12 protein-coding genes and 1 tRNA gene are annotated in these 16,359 nt (G+C 64.4%); 6 read left to right on the top strand and 7 right to left on the bottom strand.

Annotated features, from left to right (window positions below):
* Window position 1: 1 nt before the first annotated feature.
* The 4 genes from kdpC to HMPREF3157_RS10265 all read right to left on the bottom strand — a co-directional run bounded on the left by kdpC (window position 2) and on the right by HMPREF3157_RS10265 (window position 4,530).
* Window positions 2-589: a K(+)-transporting ATPase subunit C gene (kdpC, locus tag HMPREF3157_RS06355; RefSeq protein WP_070435872.1), complete on the bottom strand. Its 588-nt coding sequence runs from the start codon at window positions 587-589 to the stop codon at window positions 2-4.
* A 91-nt stretch (window positions 590-680) separates the two neighbouring features.
* The gene (gene kdpB, locus HMPREF3157_RS06350) at window positions 681-2,768 is read right to left on the bottom strand and encodes a potassium-transporting ATPase subunit KdpB (RefSeq protein WP_070435871.1); all 2,088 of its coding nucleotides are present in this window, start codon (window positions 2,766-2,768) and stop codon (window positions 681-683) included.
* Window positions 2,765-4,402 carry a potassium-transporting ATPase subunit KdpA gene (gene kdpA, locus HMPREF3157_RS06345; protein WP_034370359.1) on the bottom strand — a complete coding sequence of 546 codons (1,638 nt, stop codon included), beginning with the start codon at window positions 4,400-4,402 and terminating at the stop codon, window positions 2,765-2,767. Before kdpA ends, kdpB begins: the two co-directional genes overlap by 4 nt.
* Before the next feature lie 2 nt (window positions 4,403-4,404).
* Window positions 4,405-4,530 carry a potassium-transporting ATPase subunit F gene (locus HMPREF3157_RS10265; RefSeq protein WP_082628504.1) on the bottom strand — a complete coding sequence of 42 codons (126 nt, stop codon included), beginning with the start codon at window positions 4,528-4,530 and terminating at the stop codon, window positions 4,405-4,407.
* Window positions 4,531-4,878: 348 nt separating this feature from the next.
* Here HMPREF3157_RS10265 and HMPREF3157_RS06340 point away from each other — a divergent pair.
* The 4 genes from HMPREF3157_RS06340 (at window position 4,879) to pabB (ending at window position 9,142) form a co-directional block, all read left to right on the top strand.
* Window positions 4,879-4,951: transfer RNA gene (locus HMPREF3157_RS06340), tRNA-Lys, on the top strand.
* Between the two features lie 756 nt (window positions 4,952-5,707).
* Window positions 5,708-5,986, top strand: coding sequence for a hypothetical protein (locus HMPREF3157_RS06335; protein WP_070435870.1), 279 nt, complete (start codon window positions 5,708-5,710; stop codon window positions 5,984-5,986).
* Between the two features lie 115 nt (window positions 5,987-6,101).
* Entirely contained in the window at window positions 6,102-6,941 is an 840-nt protein-coding gene (locus HMPREF3157_RS06330; RefSeq protein ID WP_070435869.1) for an aminotransferase class IV, read from the top strand.
* On the top strand, window positions 6,938-9,142 hold the full coding sequence (pabB, locus tag HMPREF3157_RS06325; RefSeq protein ID WP_070435868.1) for an aminodeoxychorismate synthase component I: 2,205 nt from the start codon (window positions 6,938-6,940) through the stop codon (window positions 9,140-9,142). The genes HMPREF3157_RS06330 and pabB overlap by 4 nt, the downstream gene beginning before the upstream one ends.
* Before the next feature lie 543 nt (window positions 9,143-9,685).
* Here the strand turns inward: pabB and HMPREF3157_RS06320 are convergent.
* Together HMPREF3157_RS06320 and HMPREF3157_RS06315 are read right to left on the bottom strand one after the other, a co-directional pair.
* Window positions 9,686-10,930 carry a dicarboxylate/amino acid:cation symporter gene (locus tag HMPREF3157_RS06320; protein WP_070435867.1) on the bottom strand — a complete coding sequence of 415 codons (1,245 nt, stop codon included), beginning with the start codon at window positions 10,928-10,930 and terminating at the stop codon, window positions 9,686-9,688.
* A 98-nt stretch (window positions 10,931-11,028) separates the two neighbouring features.
* A complete protein-coding gene (locus tag HMPREF3157_RS06315) occupies window positions 11,029-11,727 on the bottom strand; it encodes an IMPACT family protein (protein WP_246816542.1) in 699 nt (232 codons plus the stop codon).
* Between the two features lie 58 nt (window positions 11,728-11,785).
* Between HMPREF3157_RS06315 and HMPREF3157_RS06310 the strand changes: the two genes are divergently transcribed.
* A complete protein-coding gene (locus HMPREF3157_RS06310) occupies window positions 11,786-13,249 on the top strand; it encodes a mycothione reductase (RefSeq protein ID WP_070435866.1) in 1,464 nt (487 codons plus the stop codon).
* 35 nt (window positions 13,250-13,284) lie between these two features.
* Here the strand turns inward: HMPREF3157_RS06310 and HMPREF3157_RS06305 are convergent, their stop codons facing one another.
* Window positions 13,285-15,249 carry an LCP family protein gene (locus HMPREF3157_RS06305; protein WP_070435865.1) on the bottom strand — a complete coding sequence of 655 codons (1,965 nt, stop codon included), beginning with the start codon at window positions 15,247-15,249 and terminating at the stop codon, window positions 13,285-13,287.
* A 104-nt stretch (window positions 15,250-15,353) separates the two neighbouring features.
* Between HMPREF3157_RS06305 and galE the strand changes: the two genes are divergently transcribed.
* A complete protein-coding gene (gene galE, locus HMPREF3157_RS06300) occupies window positions 15,354-16,319 on the top strand; it encodes a UDP-glucose 4-epimerase GalE (protein ID WP_070435864.1) in 966 nt (321 codons plus the stop codon).
* Window positions 16,320-16,359: the final 40 nt, after the last annotated feature.

Here is a 16,359-nt window from a genome sequence, read left to right as displayed (position 1 = left end):
GTCAGTCCTTCGCCGCAAGCAGGGCGAGGTTCAGCTCATTGACGTTGACGACCTCTTCACCTGCAAAGCCGAGGGTTCGACCCTGGGTGTGCTGCGCGACCAGCTGCGCAACAGCCGACCGCGAAAGCCCCGAGTTCTTCGCCACTCGTTCGATCTGGATGCGAGCATACTCCGGGCTGATGTGCGGATCGAGGCCAGAGCTGCTCGCGGTCACCGCATCAGCGGGGACAACAGCCTCATCCACGCCGTTCTCGCGGGCGATAAGGGCGCGCTGCTCAGCGACCTGAGCGGTGATCTCCTCACCGACGGGGCTCAAGTTCGAGCCGCCCGAAGCCAAACCGTCGTAGTTGCCCGCCGACATCCGGGGGTGGAACAGAGCGGGATCCTTCGACGTGTCCTGAGCGATCAGAGACGACCCGACGGTGCGGCCATCGAGGGTCATCATGGAACCGTCGGCATTGTGAGCGAACGCCCGGCCCGCGACCCACACGGCCGCCGGATAAAACAGGCCAAGCACAACGAGAAGGGCAAGAAGAACGCGCGTGGAACGCCACACGGCGGAGACGATGCCCGAGAGTGTCGAGTTCATGAGTTTTCCAATCGAGAGAAAAACGACAGTGGTGGTGTGGCCGAGCCGGAGAGGTCACCGGGAGCGTTGCCCTCGCGGCTCGGCCACGAATTTAGAGACCCGGAATGAGGCTTACGACGATGTCGATGAGCTTGATCCCGATGAACGGAACGATGAATCCGCCCAGGCCATAAATGAGCAGGTTGCGGCCGAGAAGCTGATTCGCTGAACCCGGTCGATACTTCACGCCCTTGAGCGCGAGAGGAATGAGCGCAACGATGATGAGCGCGTTGAAGATGACAGCCGAGAGGATCGCCGACTCGGGTGACGAAAGGCGCATGACGTTGAGCGCGTCGAGACCCGGGAAAACACTCACGAACATCGCGGGGACGATCGCGAAGTACTTCGCCACGTCGTTCGCAATCGAGAAGGTCGTGAGAGCACCGCGCGTGATAAGAAGCTGCTTGCCGATCTCGACAATCTCGATGAGCTTCGTCGGATCCGAATCGAGATCGACCATGTTGCTCGCTTCCTTCGCGGCCTGCGTGCCCGTATTCATGGCCACGCCGACGTCGGCCTGCGCAAGCGCCGGGGCGTCATTGGTGCCGTCACCGGTCATCGCGACCATGTTCCCGCCGCGCTGCTCACTGCGAATGAGCGCGAGCTTATCCTCGGGCTTCGCCCCCGCGAGATAGTCATCAACTCCGGCTTCCTTCGCGATCGCGCGAGCGGTCAGCTCGTTGTCACCGGTGATCATGACGGTGCGGATGCCCATCTTGCGAAGGTGCGCGAATCGCTCCGTCATGCCTTCCTTGATGACGTCCTTGAGGTGGAGGCTGCCGAGCACGCGGCGGGCCCCGGCCTTCTCTTCGGCCACGACGAGGGCCGTGCCACCGTCGGAAGAAATCTCCCGCACAGTGTCGTTGACATCCTCCGTGACGGTTCCGCCCTTCGCGGTGACCCACTTGAGGATCTCGGAAGCCGCGCCCTTGACGATGCAGTGCTCGGGAGTGCGCTGCACGCCGCTCATGCGCGTTTCCGCGCTGAACGGAATGAACTCAGCGTTTCGATATTCGCTTTCGGGAATCGGGCCAACGCCCATGGTCGTCGTCGCGAACTCCACGATCGAGCGACCCTCGGGGGTCTCGTCCGCGAGAGAGGACAGTAGTGCGCCGTAGGCGATCTCGTCCTCGCTCACGCCCTGGGCGGGAATGAACGCGCTCGCCTGGCGATCACCCACCGTGATCGTGCCGGTCTTGTCCAACAGCAGAGTCGTTACGTCGCCAGCGGCCTCGACCGCGCGGCCCGACGTCGCCATGATGTTGCGGCGCATGAGCCTATCCATGCCGGCGATGCCGATCGCCGAAAGGAGCGCGCCGATCGTCGTGGGGATAAGGCACACGAGCAGGGCGATGAGAACCTCGATCGGCTGCTTCGCGCCCGCGTAATCGGCCATGGGGACGAGCGTCGCGACGACGAACAGGAAGATGAGCGTGAGCACCGAAAGGAACGCCGAAAGAGCGATCTCGTTCGGGGTCTTCTGCCGCTGCGCGCCCTCGACGAGGTCGATCATGCGGTCCACGAACGTGTTGCCCGGCTCCGAGGTGATGCGCACCTCGATCTCGTCCGAAAGGACGCGCGTGCCGCCCGTGACTGCTGAACGGTCGCCGCCGCTTTCGCGGATCACGGGAGCGGATTCGCCCGTAATCGCAGACTCATCGACCGTCGCGGCGCCCTTGACGACGTCGCCATCGCCCGGGATCGTCTCGCCCGCACACACCACGACGATGTCGCCGGGGCGAAGATCCGCGGCGGGCACCTCATCGATGCTTCCATCCTCGCGGCGCACGCGGCCCACGGCCGCTGTCTTCGCGGAACGGAGCGCATCGGCCTGCGCCTTACCTCGACCCTCGGCCACAGCCTCGGCGAGGTTCGCGAACACGACCGTGAGGAACAGCCAGATCGCGAGCGAGAACACGAACACGCTCGGCTTGAAAAAGCCCACGATGATCGTGATGAGCGCGCCCATCTCGACGATAAACATGACGGGCGTGCGCACCATGTGCGCGGGGTTCAACTTGCGCAGCGCCTGCGGGAGCGCCTTGGCAAGAGCGCGCGGCGTGAAGCCTGATCCGGAATTCGCGGTCTTCTCCTCGTGAGGCTGCGAAGAAACGCGGTCGGTCACCTGTACCTGAGTCATTTCATGAGTCCTTCAGCAAGTGGTCCAAGAGCGAGCGTCGGAAGGAAGGACAGGCCGGTCACGATGAGCGCGATGCCGGCCATGACGCCTGCAAAGAGAGGTGTGTGAGTGCGCAGGGTGCCGCGGTTAGTTGCGACAACCTCCTTGGCGGCGAGCTTGCCCGCGAGCGCCACCACGAACAGCATCGGCAGGAAGCGGCCAAGCAGCATGGCGAGGCCGAGCGCCACGTTGAAGAACGGCGTGTTCGCATTGAGGCCCGCGAAGGCAGAACCGTTGTTGTTGGACGCCGACGTGAACGCGTACAGCACCTCGCTGAAACCGTGGGGACCGCCGTTGGCGAGCGACGCCGCCGTTGACGGCAGGGCGATGGCGACTGCCGAACCCACGAGCACGAGCACGGGCACGACGAGGATGTACAGGCTCAGAAGCTTGACCTCGGTCGGGCCGATACGTTTGCCCATGTAGACCGGCGTGCGGCCCACCATGAGCCCGCTGATGAACACGCTCATGATCGCGATGACGAGCATGCCGTACAGGCCGGAACCGACGCCGCCCGGCGCGATTTCACCGAGAAGCATGTTGAAGATCAACACGCCACCGGAGATCGGCTCGTAGGAAGAGTGCATCGAGTCCACGGCGCCCGTTGAGGTGAGCGTCGTCGCGGTCGCAAATAAGCTCGAACCGACGATCCCGAAGCGCGCCTCCTTGCCTTCCATCGCGGCGAGGTGATCGCCCGCGAAGTGAAGCTGGAGGGCGGTCGTGGCGGCGAGCGAACCGATCGCGAGAACAGCCATCGCGCCGAGAACAGCCCAGCCCTGACGCTTGTCGCCCACCATGATTCCGTAGGTACGGGGGAGGGCGAACGGGATGAGCAGGATCAGGAAGATCTCGATGAGGTTCGTGAGGCCGTTCGGATTCTCGAACGGGTGCGCGGAGTTCGCGTTGAAGAAACCGCCACCGTTCGTGCCGAGCTCCTTGATCGCTTCCTGGCTCGCGACGGGCCCGCCGGGAATGATCTGTGTTCCACCGGTGAGGGTGTGCACGTGCTGGGCGGCATTGAAGTTCTGGATAGCGCCGCCGGCGATCAGGAGGATCGCGCCGATGAACGCGATCGGCAAAAGGATGCGGAAGTTACAGCGCACGAGGTCAACCCAGAAGTTGCCGAGCTTATCCGTGCCGTGGCGGGCAATACCGCGGATGATCACGATAGCCACGCAGATTCCGACGGCGGCCGAAATGAAGTTCTGGAACGACATGCCCAGCATCTGGGTGAGATGGGACATCGTCGTTTCACCGCCGTACGACTGCCAGTTCGTGTTGGTCACGAACGAGGTTGCCGTGTTCCACGCCTGCGTCTCTTCGACGGGGCCGAGGCCGTGTGCCATGGGCAGCCACTGCTGAACACGCTGCAGGATGTAGAGGCCGAGCACACTCAGGAGAGAGACGGCGAGAATGTTGCGAAGGTAAATTCGCCACGAGTGCTCGCGGTCGGTTCGGATCCCCGCGAAGCGGTACACGAGCCGCTCCGGCCACAGGTGGCGCTCAGAGGTAAAGGTGCGCGCCATGTACGCGCCGAGCGGTCGATGCACCGCGACGAGTGCCGCGATGAGAACGAGGATTTGAACGAACGCCATGACTACCCGAACCTTTCCGGTCGAATGAGTGCATAGGTCACGTACACGATTGCGGCTGCGCAGATGAGCAGCCAGGCGATATCGAGGATGGTCACAGCAGGCTCACCGCCGATGCGAGGCCCAGGCATCCTCCGAAGAACACGGTCGTCAATACGACAAACACAATGTCGAGCACGGTATGGCTCCTGAATGGTGCTGCCGGAAACCCTCCGGCGTGGCGGATCCGCAACCGGGGTACCCGGTGTGCGAAGTCGCTCGGTTGAGCGGCACTGCTATCGAACGTCGAGGTCGCCCAGGCCCGAATGAAAACTGACGCGTTCTTGACGCGGCGCCGATTTTTCCTGACACATTCTTGACACCGCCTGGTCAGGGCTCACATTTTTGACCTGTTTCTCGCCGTGCGCATGCGTGAGGTGCGCCCCGCGAACGTGGAGGCGGGGCGCGGGCCCGCTATGCTGTTGTAGTTCGAGTAACAGGGGCCTTTAGCTCAGTTGGCAGAGCATCGGACTTTTAATCCGCGGGTCGCGGGTTCGATCCCCGCAGGGCCCACTCGACATGTGAACGGGCGGCTTGGTCATCATGACCGGGCCGCCCGTTTTCTGTGCCCGCCAGGTCGTGGTCGCCCGTTTTGAGCCGTCGTCCGCGCCCCGCTCTTCCTGTCTCTGTTTATGAAGAATCTGTCTCATCCCGGCCCTGCCGCTGCTTGGGTTGGCTGGTTTCTTCATAAAGAGCAACCGGGCCGGGGCTGCTGCTGCCTTCTCCCGCCGCCAGTCGCCGCCCCGCCGCCGACCTTTGTCGGCCGTCGCTTTGTCCTGCCCTTTTCGTCTCTGTTTATGAAGAATCTGTCTCATCCCGGCCCTGCCGCTGCTTGGGTTGGCTGGTTTCTTCATAAAGAGCAACCGGGCCGGGGCTGCTGCTGCCTTCTCCCGCCGCCAGTCGCCGCCCCGCCGGAGGGGGAGCACCGAATCGTGCGAGAGTACGGAACAGTTCAAGCTCGGCGTGACTGCTCCGCGTATTCCTCGAGCGCCTCGGGTACATCGCTGGCGTGACGGGCGACGTGAGGTCACGCTGCGGGGAATCTCTCATCTTTCGGGTAGGCGCTCAACCGGAGGCACAGCCAGGGATCTGCTCATCATGCCCCCCTTACGGTCACTTTCTTCGAAAAGTGATCGTAAGACCAGCCGCCGTCGTCACTTTCTGTGGACGCGGTGAGGGTCGGAACATTCGCGAAAGAGGTTGCACCCCGCGAAGTATTTTTTTATTGTTACCTAGACCACACGTGCTGACGACTGAGAGGGAACCTCAATGATTAATTACGACGACCTCCGCGACAACGACGACTTCATGCGCGTGCTCTCTGCGATACGAGAGAACTGCATCGCCACCGAATACGAAATCGCTGAAATAGCGGACATGGACTTTGACGTCGTCTGCGAGCACCATCGGCTCGCGCAAGCGATCGTTGCCGAGGAAATCGATCACGGCATCGTCCACGACCCGTACGGCGCGAGTGTCGCCCAGGGGTTCATGGCCTGGCTGCGCACCGAGTACCCACAGGGAGCATGGGCCCAGAAGGAGGAGTAGCGCGCGCTGACGCGGCCCACGCGCGGGCGGGTGTACCTTTATCACTGCAGTCAGCAACTGCCGCTGGCATCCCCTTGCCTACCTGCCCGTTCGACCCACGTAAAGGAGCCCTGCCGTGCCACTCGTTGATTCCTTCCTCGTGAGGGACGGTCGCGCGGTGGCTCCGAGCGCACACCGGGATCGCATGCGTGTGGCGGCGGGCGAGCTGTGGGGTGCCGAGGTGGACCCGCGCGTGATCGACGACGCCGTCACGGCGCTCTACGAAAAGGCCGCGCACGTACTCGGGGGAGCGGCAGGCCTGTTCTTCCCAAAACTTACCCTCGAGCAGGTTGGCGGCGAGCTCAGCTACACCTTTGATCCGCGTTCCATCGCGGAGGAGCGCCTGGAGACCACCGCGCACCTCATTGCCTACCCCGGCAACGACGAACGCACCCACCCGCGCCTCAAAGGGCCCGATTTCGCGTGGCAAGAGCGGGTTCGCGCCTGGGCCGTGGGCAACGGCGCGAGCGATGCCCTCCTTCGCACACGCTCAGCGGGAGTGAGCAGCTCGGGCACCTCCGACGGCACCTCGCACCCTCGCGCCCCTCAAATCCACTACAGCGAAACCGCATACGGGAGCGTCGTCCTGTGGACGAACGGCGTGCTCGTCACGAGCATCGATACCGACCGCCTGCCGAGCGTCACCGAACGCCTGATCGTGAAGATCGCGTGCGAGCGCGGCCACGAAACCCTCGCGGCGCCCCTCACCAAGCAGCGCCTTCTCGAGGCCGACGCCGTATGGCTGCTCAGTTCTCTGCACGGGGTGCGCGAGGCAACCGTCGGACTCACGGACCTGCCCGCCCCGCACATTGCCGACACCTACGCCCCTCCCCGCGGCCCCTTCGCTCCCGCTGCGCGGGACTTCCAGGCCGCGCTGTGGGAGCGCGCCGAACCGATCGGGGAGCTTGCCGCATGAGCGTGCTGATCATCGACAACCACGACTCGTTCACGTTCAACATCGCGCACCTCGTCGCCGAAGCCTCGGGCGAGATGCCGCAGGTGGTGCTCGCGAGCGGGCCACGCCCGAGCCTCAATGGCGTGAGCCACGTGATCATAGGCCCGGGCCCCGGCACACCCCACAACCCCGGTGACCTCGGCTGCTCCCCAGACGTCTATCGAGAAGCACTCGAACGGGGCATCCCCGTGCTTGGTATTTGCCTTGGCCTGCAGCTCATGGCCGTTGCCCACGGCGGGCGCGTGGACCGTGCGCCCACCCCCATGCACGGCCTCGAGGATGAAGTGCGCTTCACGGGCGCTGCCGCAAGCGACCCGGTGTTCGCCAACCTTCCGCGCGAGCTGCGCATCGTGCGCTACCACTCTCTCGCGATCGACGATTGCCCGCCTGAACTGGAAGTTCTCGGTACCACCGCCGACGGCGTCATCCAAGCAGCGCGCCTGCGCGGGCACGATGCGTGGGGCGTGCAATTCCACCCCGAATCCATTCGCACGGAAGGCGGCCTCGACCTCATGCGCGCCTTTCTCGCCGTCGGCGGCGGGGCCGCACCATGTCCTCGCCCCACGGCCGCGCAGTGTGAAAACAGTGCAGGGGCGGGCTCGGCCCGGCCCTCGGCGGTGGGGTCCGACGTTGGCGCGGCGAGCGTCGGCCCAGAGTTTTCAGCGCCGACGCTCGCCTCCGCACCCGATTCAGCGCCCGCGACCCACACGTTGCTGCTCGGCAGCGAGGTGACGTTGACGAATGTTTTCACAGAGGCTGAAGCGCTTTACCGCAACCTTTTTTCAGCGCACGAACGGGCGGTGTGGCTCGACTCGGCAAGCGAGGATCACCGTTCGCGCTTCTCGATCATGGGCGCGTGCGATGGCCCAGGGGCGCACCTTTTCGAGTATCGAGTTCCGGAGGACGAACGCGTCGAGGGCGTTCCCGCAAAGGACGGGTTCTTCAGCGCGATGCGGATGAGGCTGAACGCGGTGCGGCTCGATGAAGAGGGGCGGCGCGCGTCGCAGACCCTTGGCGGCTTCGCCCTCGGATACGTGGGCTACCTCGGCTACGGGCTCGGTGCCGAAACCCTCGGGCTCGAGCGAGAGTCTCGCGAGGACATGGAACCCGATGCTCACCTGGTGTTTCTCACGCGCGCACTCGTGATCGACCACGATCGCGGCACGGCGCGGACCGTGGCGCTCGCGGACCTCGACGGCGGCGCGGATCATCCCGGAACGGTGGGGGAACAGCATTCGTGGATCGTTGAAACGACTCGGAACCTGGTCAGCGTGCTCACGGGGGCAAGAGAAGCACACGGGGAAGATCAGGGCGGTGAGGCGGAAGCTGGCGTCGGACCCTCACCCGCGCCCACCTACCGGCACACCGCGGCGGAATACGCGAAATTGATTGACCGTTGCCAGGAACTCATTAACGAAGGCGAAAGCTACGAGCTGTGCCTCACGAATGAGGCGCAGGTGCCGGGGGAGTACGACCCGCTTGACGTATACGCGCAGCTGCGCAGCGTGGCGCGAGTTCCCTACGGGGCGTTTCTTCAGTGTGGAAAGTGGAGCGTCGCGAGCGCATCGCCCGAGAGGTTTCTCGAGGTGAGCGCCGCAGGTGAGGTTGAATCGCGCCCGATCAAGGGAACGGCGCCGCGCTCCGCGGATCCGGCGGAGGACGCGAGGCTGCGCGCCGAGCTCGCCGCAAGCCGCAAAGACCGAGCCGAAAACCTCATGATCGTCGACCTCGTGCGGCACGACCTCTCGCGCGTATGCGAGGCTGGCAGCGTGAAGGTGCCCCACATCTACCAGGTGGAATCCTTCCCCACGGTGCACCAGATGATCTCCACCATCACCGGTCGGCTCGCGCCCGGCCGCACCGCCCTCGACGCCATCGAGGCAGCATTCCCCGGCGGCTCGATGACAGGCGCGCCGAAACTTCGCACGGTGCAGCTTCTTCGCGACTTGGAGGGAGGGTCGCGTGGCGTCTACTCCGGCGCGATCGGGTGGATCTCGCCGAACGGGGCGGCGTCTCTCAGCATCGTGATCCGCACGGCGGTGCTCGATGAGGCCGGCGCTCGCTTCGGCGTTGGCGGTGCGATCACGAGGCTCAGCGATGTCGAGGCTGAGATCCAGGAAACATTCACGAAGGCCCGCACGGTGCGGGCTGCCCTCGGCTGAGCGCTGCGACCTATCGGCTGAGCGCTGCGACCTGGGAGACGGGGCTTCGGGCGCGCCGGTTGAGGTGTTGCGGGTGGGGGCTGCGCCGCGGTCCAAGGTTCTTCCGTCGCGGTCTAAGGCTGTGTCGGTGTCTCGCGTCGCGATCTGAAGCTTTTCCGCCTCGACCTGAAGCTTTTCCGTCGCGGATGATGAAGAAAGTGCGGGGTTGCTGGCTTGGGTGGGGGTGGTGTGGCCAGTTTCTTTATGGAGAGTGACGGCAATGGGGGCGAGCCGAGGGAAGAGGGCCGGCGGGAATGGGGGCGAGTTGAGGAGGAGGGGCGGCGGGGAGAAGGGCTGCGGGGATCGGGCGAGCTGCGGCAATGGAGGCGAGCAGCGGGTAAAGGCGAGTGAGGGAAATAGATGGGCCCGCGACGAAGGAAAGGCGCGGCCGAAGCCACGCCTTTCCAATTGCTCACTGCAGCGGTGCTGTGCGATGCAGTGGTGCTGTGCAGTGGTGCGGTGCAGCGGTGCTGCTATGTTCAGCGGTGATGCAGTGTGCAGCGCTTAGGCCGCAGCCGACCCCTTAGCGGTAGCCGACGAAGCAGCGTTGCCGGCGGTGGCGACTTCCTCGTCGTCATCGGCGCTGACCTTGCCGCCCGAGAGGCGATCCACGATCGCCGCGATCGCACCGTCGCCCGTGACGTTCGTGGCGGTGCCGAACGAGTCGAGCGCCACGTAGAGGGCCACCATGAGGCCCACCTGCGATTCATTGAACGCGAGCTGCTCCGCGAGAAGCGCCGAAGCCGTCACGATCGCGCCGCCGGGCACGCCGGGAGCGGCGATCATCGACACGCCGAGCATTGCCACGAAGCCGAGTAGGCTCGCGAAACTGTAGTCGCCGTGGGTGGTCCACAGGATCGCGAAGGCGAACAGGGTGATCTTCACGGTCGAGCCGGCGAGGTGGATCGTGGCGCACAGCGGAATCACGAAGTTTGCCACGGGCTTCGACACGCCGGCATCCTCAGCGCAGCGAGTCGTCACGGGAATCGTCGCGGCACTCGAGCTTGTGCCAAGCGCGGTGGCGTAGGCGGGAAGCATCTTGCCGAGCATGACTAACGGGTTCCTGCCCTTGGCAACACCGGCCGCAGTGAATTGAAGAACGAGCATGATCGCCGTGAGCACGAAGGCGAGCACCACGATCGGGAGCATCTTCATGATGATGTCCCACACTTCTTTCTTCGCCGTCATGTTTTCGAAAATGGCGAAAATGTAGAGCGGCAGAAGTGGCACGATGATCTTCGAAATCGTGGTGTTCACGATCTTGCGCAGCTCGAGGAAACCCTCGTGAATGGTGGTGGCGCGCACAGCCACGATGCCAAGGCCGATCACGAAGCTCGTAATGAGTGCCGTCATCACGCCAAAGATGGGATCCATGGCGATCTCGAAGAATGGCTCGAAGCTCGTTTCTGGCTCGCTTACCCCGCCGAGTTTCGTGCTCTCCCCGAGGAGCGTGGGGAAGGTGAGGTAGCCGGCGGCGATTGCGTAGGTGCCAGCGACGAGCGTCGAGGCGTACGCGAGCGCGGCGGTCACGCCGAGCCACTTGCCGGCGCCTTTACCGAATTCGGAAATGGCGGGCGTAATCAGGCCGATGATGATGAGCGGAATGATGAAGCTCAGGAAGTTACCGAAAAGCTTCGAAAACGTTGCCGTCCCCCGCGACAGCCAATCCGGCGCAACAAGTCCCACGAGAATGCCAAGCACAATCGCGATGACAATCTTCGTCAGCAGTGAATTCAGGATCTTTTTCATCAAGACTCCATTGTCAGCGTTAGGCGCGCGGTTCCGCGGCCTCCAAGCACTATAGGCCTCTGCGGGACTTTTCGCACACTCGCGGTGTTTCGCGGGGGTTAAAATCCGGCGGGCACATCGGCGTAGGTATATCCGACGGTTGCCGCGTTCACAGCGCCGCTCGATAGTTCCGCCGTAGCCCGCTCCAGGTCAGGAGCAGCGTCCACGCGGTGGATGAGGCGCAGGGTGAGCCCGTGCGCGGTGTAATCGGCTCCGCCGATGCTCACGCCTTCGGCGCTGTCTGCCCACGCGCGGATCGATGCCTCGAATGTCCCCGCGAGGTCGTAGCCGACGCTCAGGTCCGTGACCTGGCGAACGACGCGCTCGCGCACGAGCTTCTTTGCGCTTGCGGCATCGAGTGCGTCGGTCACGGCGCTGCCGTAGGCGCGGACGAGGCCGCCCGCTCCGAGCTTGATCCCGCCGAAATAGCGCGTGACAACGGCGAGGATGTTCGTCATGTGCCGCCCTCTAAGGGCCTGCGCCATGGGCATCCCGGCCGTGGAGCTTGGCTCGCCGTCGTCGTTGGAGCGCTGTAGGTGTACCGGTGTGCCGAGCGTGAGGGCCGTGCAGTGGTGACGCGCGTTCGGGTGGAGCGCGCGGCGTTCGCGGATCAGATGGTCGGCTTCCTCGACGGTTTCGACGGGCGCGAGGTAGGCGAGGAATCGGGATTTCGTGATCACGAGTTCATTCTCGATAGGGGCCGTGAGCAGCAGCATTCGCTCGCTGGCTTCTGGCATAGTGTCGAGAATTTCGCGCATGGTGGACATTGTTTCACGGTCTCGAAGCTCGCGGCGGGCGGCCCGTATCCTTGAGACCATGAGCGCCCCAGAACATTTCGATATCGCCCTAATTGGCTCCGGTTCAGGCAACTCCTTCCCGGGCCCCGAATTCGCCGACAAATCCATCGTCTATATCGATCGTGGCGTGGGCCCCGCGCACATCTTCGGCGGGACCTGCCTCAACGTCGGGTGCATTCCCACGAAGATGTTCGTCCACACGGCCACCGTCGCTGAAAACGCGAAAGAGGAGCACGCGAAGAAGTTCGGGGTCGACTCGAGGCTGGGCGGCGTCGGATTCCCGGCGGTGCGCGAGCGGATTTTCAACCGGATTGACCCGATCTCCCACGGGGGTGAGGAGTACCGCGCCTCCCACCCGGACAACGCGAACCTCACGCTCATTCGCGGTACGGCGCGGTTTACGGGCCCTAAACGCCTCGCGGTCGAGACCGACGGCGGCACGCGCGACATTACCGCCGACACTGTCCTTCTTGCCGCCGGCTCGCGTCCCGCGATTCCCGGCATTCCCGGGCTCAAAGAGGCGAAACCTCTCACGAGCGACACGATCATGCGGCTTGAGGAGCTTCCCGAGTCAATCGCGATCCTCGGCTCGGGCGTGATCGCCCTCGAGTTCGCGCACATTCTCGACGCTTTCGGCGTGGACGTGCACCTCATCGCTCGTTCCGGAACCCTCCTTCGCGCCTTCGATGAGGACATCGCGCGCCGCATCACCGAGGTCGCTTCCGCGCGCTATCACGTGCACCTCAATGCCTCGACCACCCGGGTGCGGCGCACAGCAAGCGGGGTTGAGATTGACCTGGAACCGTCGGACCCCGCCACAGGCGAGGCGGCCCGAACCCTCACCGTCGCCGACATTCTCGTGGCGACCGGCCGCATGCCCAACGGCGACCTCCTCGATGCCGCGGCCGGAGGCATCGGCGTCGATGATGCCGGCCGGGTCATGGTCGATGCCTACCAGCGGGCCCTCGACCCGAGCGGCCAGATGCTCGACGGGATCTACTCGATCGGTGACCTCAGCTCACCGGCGCAACTCAAGCACGTCGCGAACTACGAGCTGAAGGTTGCGCGTCACAACATCCTCAACCCGCACGATTTGCGCCGAAGCGACGACATGCCGATCCCCGCCGCTGTCTTTACCGACCCGCACATTGCGCAGGTGGGCATGACCGAGCGCGAGGCGCAAGAGTGGGCGGCAACGGCCGGGCGGGAGATCCGGGTGGCGCGCCAGGAATTCGCCGACGTCGCCTACGGGTGGGCGATGGAGCTCGAGGCACCGGGCGACTTCGTGAAGATCATCGCCGAAGCCGACACCGGGCGGATCCTCGGCGCGCACATCATCGGCCCCGAGGCTGCGACGCTCATTCAAGTGCTTATCCAGGCGATGAGCTTCGGCCTGAACGCGCGCGACGTCGCGACCAAGCAGTACTGGATTCACCCCGCCATGCCCGAAGTTATCGAAAACGCCCTGCTGCAGCTCGCCTAAGCGAGCCGCACCAGGGCGCTATTCGCGGTGAGGGGTTAGCCCATCGGGTCTTCGTTGCCCGGCATGCACGGTGCGAGCGGGTCCTGATTGACCGTCGGGGTCTTGGTCTCGCCCGAGTCGGTTGAGTCACCGTCGTTCGAGTCGCCATCGGTGGTCGGCTCAAGCGGAAGAACGATCCGGATCCGCTGTGGCGCCGAATTGCGAGCACCCGCACCCGAGGGCGTGCCACCCGCGGCGCCGCTTGAGGGCTTGCCGCTCACGGGCACCTCGCCGTAGCCGACCATCGAATCGGCAATCGACGCCTGCACCCACTTCTTGATGTACGGGTAGTCGGGGTTGCCCGAATGCGTCACGGTCGGGTTGATCGGGTACGACTTGAAGCCACCCTTTTGGATGCGCTGTGCAAGGTCCGCAAACGCCTCGACCTGGCTGCGCGGAATGTCCGTCTCGATATTGCGCTCGGTCGCACCGATCAGCTTCGGGATGTTGAGTACGAGCGAGGATACGTTTGCTTCCTCCGCGACGGTGCGCACGATGCGCTGCTGGCGGCAGTTGCGGTCGAAGTCGTTCGAGCCGTGGCGCGAGCGGGCATACCACAGGGCGTGGAAGCCATCGAGGTGCTGCCAGCCCTTCTTGACGTAACCCTCGACCTTCGACGCGCCGCCGCCGATCGGGATGTCACGCTCCACTTCGATATCGACGCCGCCGATCGCATCGACGAGGTCGGCGAAGCCCTGGAGGTTCACCATCGCGTAGTAGTCGACCTTGAGGCCAAGCGTTTCCTCGACGGCCATTGTGGTCGCAGTCAGACCCGGGTTGTTGTCGCCCGGGAATAGATCGGGCCGCACGCCCTCGGCCCACGACCAGACCGCGTTAATGAGGTTCTGGTCCTTGCCGAAATACGTGAAGCCGTCCGGGAACTCTTCCGCAGGAGCCGAACCCTTCGGGAAGCGCACGTACTGAAGGTTGCGAGGGATCGAGAAGAGCGCCGTGCGGCCCGTCTTCGTGTCGATCGAGGCGACCATGATGGTGTCGGGGCGAGTGCCCGTGCGGTCGGGACCGGCATCCTGGCCGAGCAGCATGATGTTGACGCGTTCGCGGTTCGCCCACGGATCGACGCCGGGGGCAAGCTTGTGTTTGTCCGAGCCCGCAAAAACCTTCGAGTTACCAAGCAGCGCTTGGGTGGCGTAGAGGCTATGGGCGGTGTACACGCCCGGAATCGCCACGACGAGTGCAAGCATGTAGGCGAGGGACCGCGACGCAGTGCGGGCGGGCCCGCGCAGCTTCTCGCGCACGTTGTGTAGCTGGTTCGTGAAGAAAATCGTCGAGACCCACGCGAGAGTGCCCACGATCACGGCAATGAGTGCGGCGATCACAACGGGGCGGCGCGTGCCGTAGCGGAACACGAGGGTGGCTGGATCACCAAACGCAAGGAGCGCGGCGCCGGCCCCCACGATGAGCACAGCGAGCACCATGAGCGCGATACCGAGCTTGCGCCACATGGTGGGGATGAGGCCGAATCCGGGGAACACGCTGCCGCTTGTCGTCCACACCGACGCTCGCGCGAGCGAGCCTTCCTCAAGACTCGTTCGACGGCCAATGCCGATGCTCGTGGGTGCGCCCGTGGGAATCGAATCGTCATCGTCGCGCGCAGCAGCGCCCTCGTGGCCGCGTGGGCGCACGTTCGGAAGCGGCTCGGTGCGCATCACGCCCTCGGGAAGCGGAGTCACGGCCGCGCCCTCGGCGAGGCGGGCAACAGTCCCAGGCTTCTCCGTTTCGGTGGTGGTTCCGACGGCTGCCTCAGCCCTCGTGCTGCCGGGCTTCGGGAATTGAGAAGCTTGCCTGCGGGAGAGGTCGAAACCATGCTCCCGCTGCGCCGCCTCATGGCGTTCCCGGGCGTTTTTTTGTGCGATCGAATCGGCCTTGGTGGGCCTCACGTATCGATGTCGACCGGCGCTGCGCTTGGGCAGCGTGGGTTCGGACGATTCTGGCACGGTCATGCCCGTCAGTTTACGGCGCGAAATTTCTATTTCATGGTTGCGGCGTGTGATTTGCGTGGAGATTCCGGGGAGGTTCCAGAGGGCGGGGCGTTTAGACTGAGGCCATGACAACTTTGGTTATTGGTGGTGCAGGTTACATTGGCGCACACGTTGTGCAGCTTCTTCTCGAGGGCGGCGAGTCCGTCGCCGTTGTCGATGATCTCTCGACTGGCTTTCGCAACCGCATCGGCGATGCTCCGCTCATTGAGCAGGACGTCACCGCCGACGGCGCCGTTGAGGTTCTCGAGCGCGAGATGCGCGAGCGCGGTGTGAAGGCCGTGATCCATTTCGCTGCCCACAAGCAGGTGGGCGAATCCGTCGAAAAGCCCGAAATGTACTGGCACGACAACATCGGCGGCCTCGCCAACGTGCTCGAAGCAGCGGCGCGTGCAGGCGTCCGCGACTTCGTTTTTAGCTCCTCCGCGGCCGTGTACGGCACGCCCGATGTTGACCTCGTCGATGAGGAACTCGAGTGCCGACCCATCAACCCCTACGGCGCGACCAAGTACGTGGGCGAATGGATGCTTGCCGACGCCGAGCGCGCTCACGGCATGCGCACCGTCGCCCTGCGCTACTTCAACGTAGCCGGCGCCGGTTCCCCAGAGCTCGCTGACAGTCTCGTCATGAACCTCGTGCCGATCGTGCTCGACACCCTCGAATGCGGGAAGAACCCGAAGGTTTTTGGTAACGATTACGACACCCCCGACGGCACCTGCATCCGCGACTACGTCCACGTCGAGGATCTCGCCGACGCGCACGTCGCCGCCCTCGGCTACCTCGAAAACGACGAGCGCGAATACCGCGTATTCAACGTCGGCACCGGAAAGGGCTCGAGCGTTCTCGAAGTAATTGACGCGATCGGCCGCGCTAAGGGCATCGAGATCACGCCCGAGATTGCCCCGCGCCGCGCTGGCGACCCGGCCCGACTCGTGTGTTCGACCGAGCGCATCGAAAAGGCACTTGGCTGGAAGAGCTCGAAGGACCTCGACGACATTGTGCGTTCGGCGGTCGAGGCGACGACCTGCCACTGAGCCGGCTGATTGCTGATTGTTGAGGGCGGCGGCCCGCCAA

This window comes from Dermabacter sp. HMSC06F07 (genome assembly GCF_001807345.1).
Lineage (GTDB): Bacteria > Actinomycetota > Actinomycetes > Actinomycetales > Dermabacteraceae > Dermabacter > Dermabacter hominis.
Note: the sequence above shows the minus strand (reverse complement) of the source record. Positions and strands in the feature narration are given on the sequence as shown.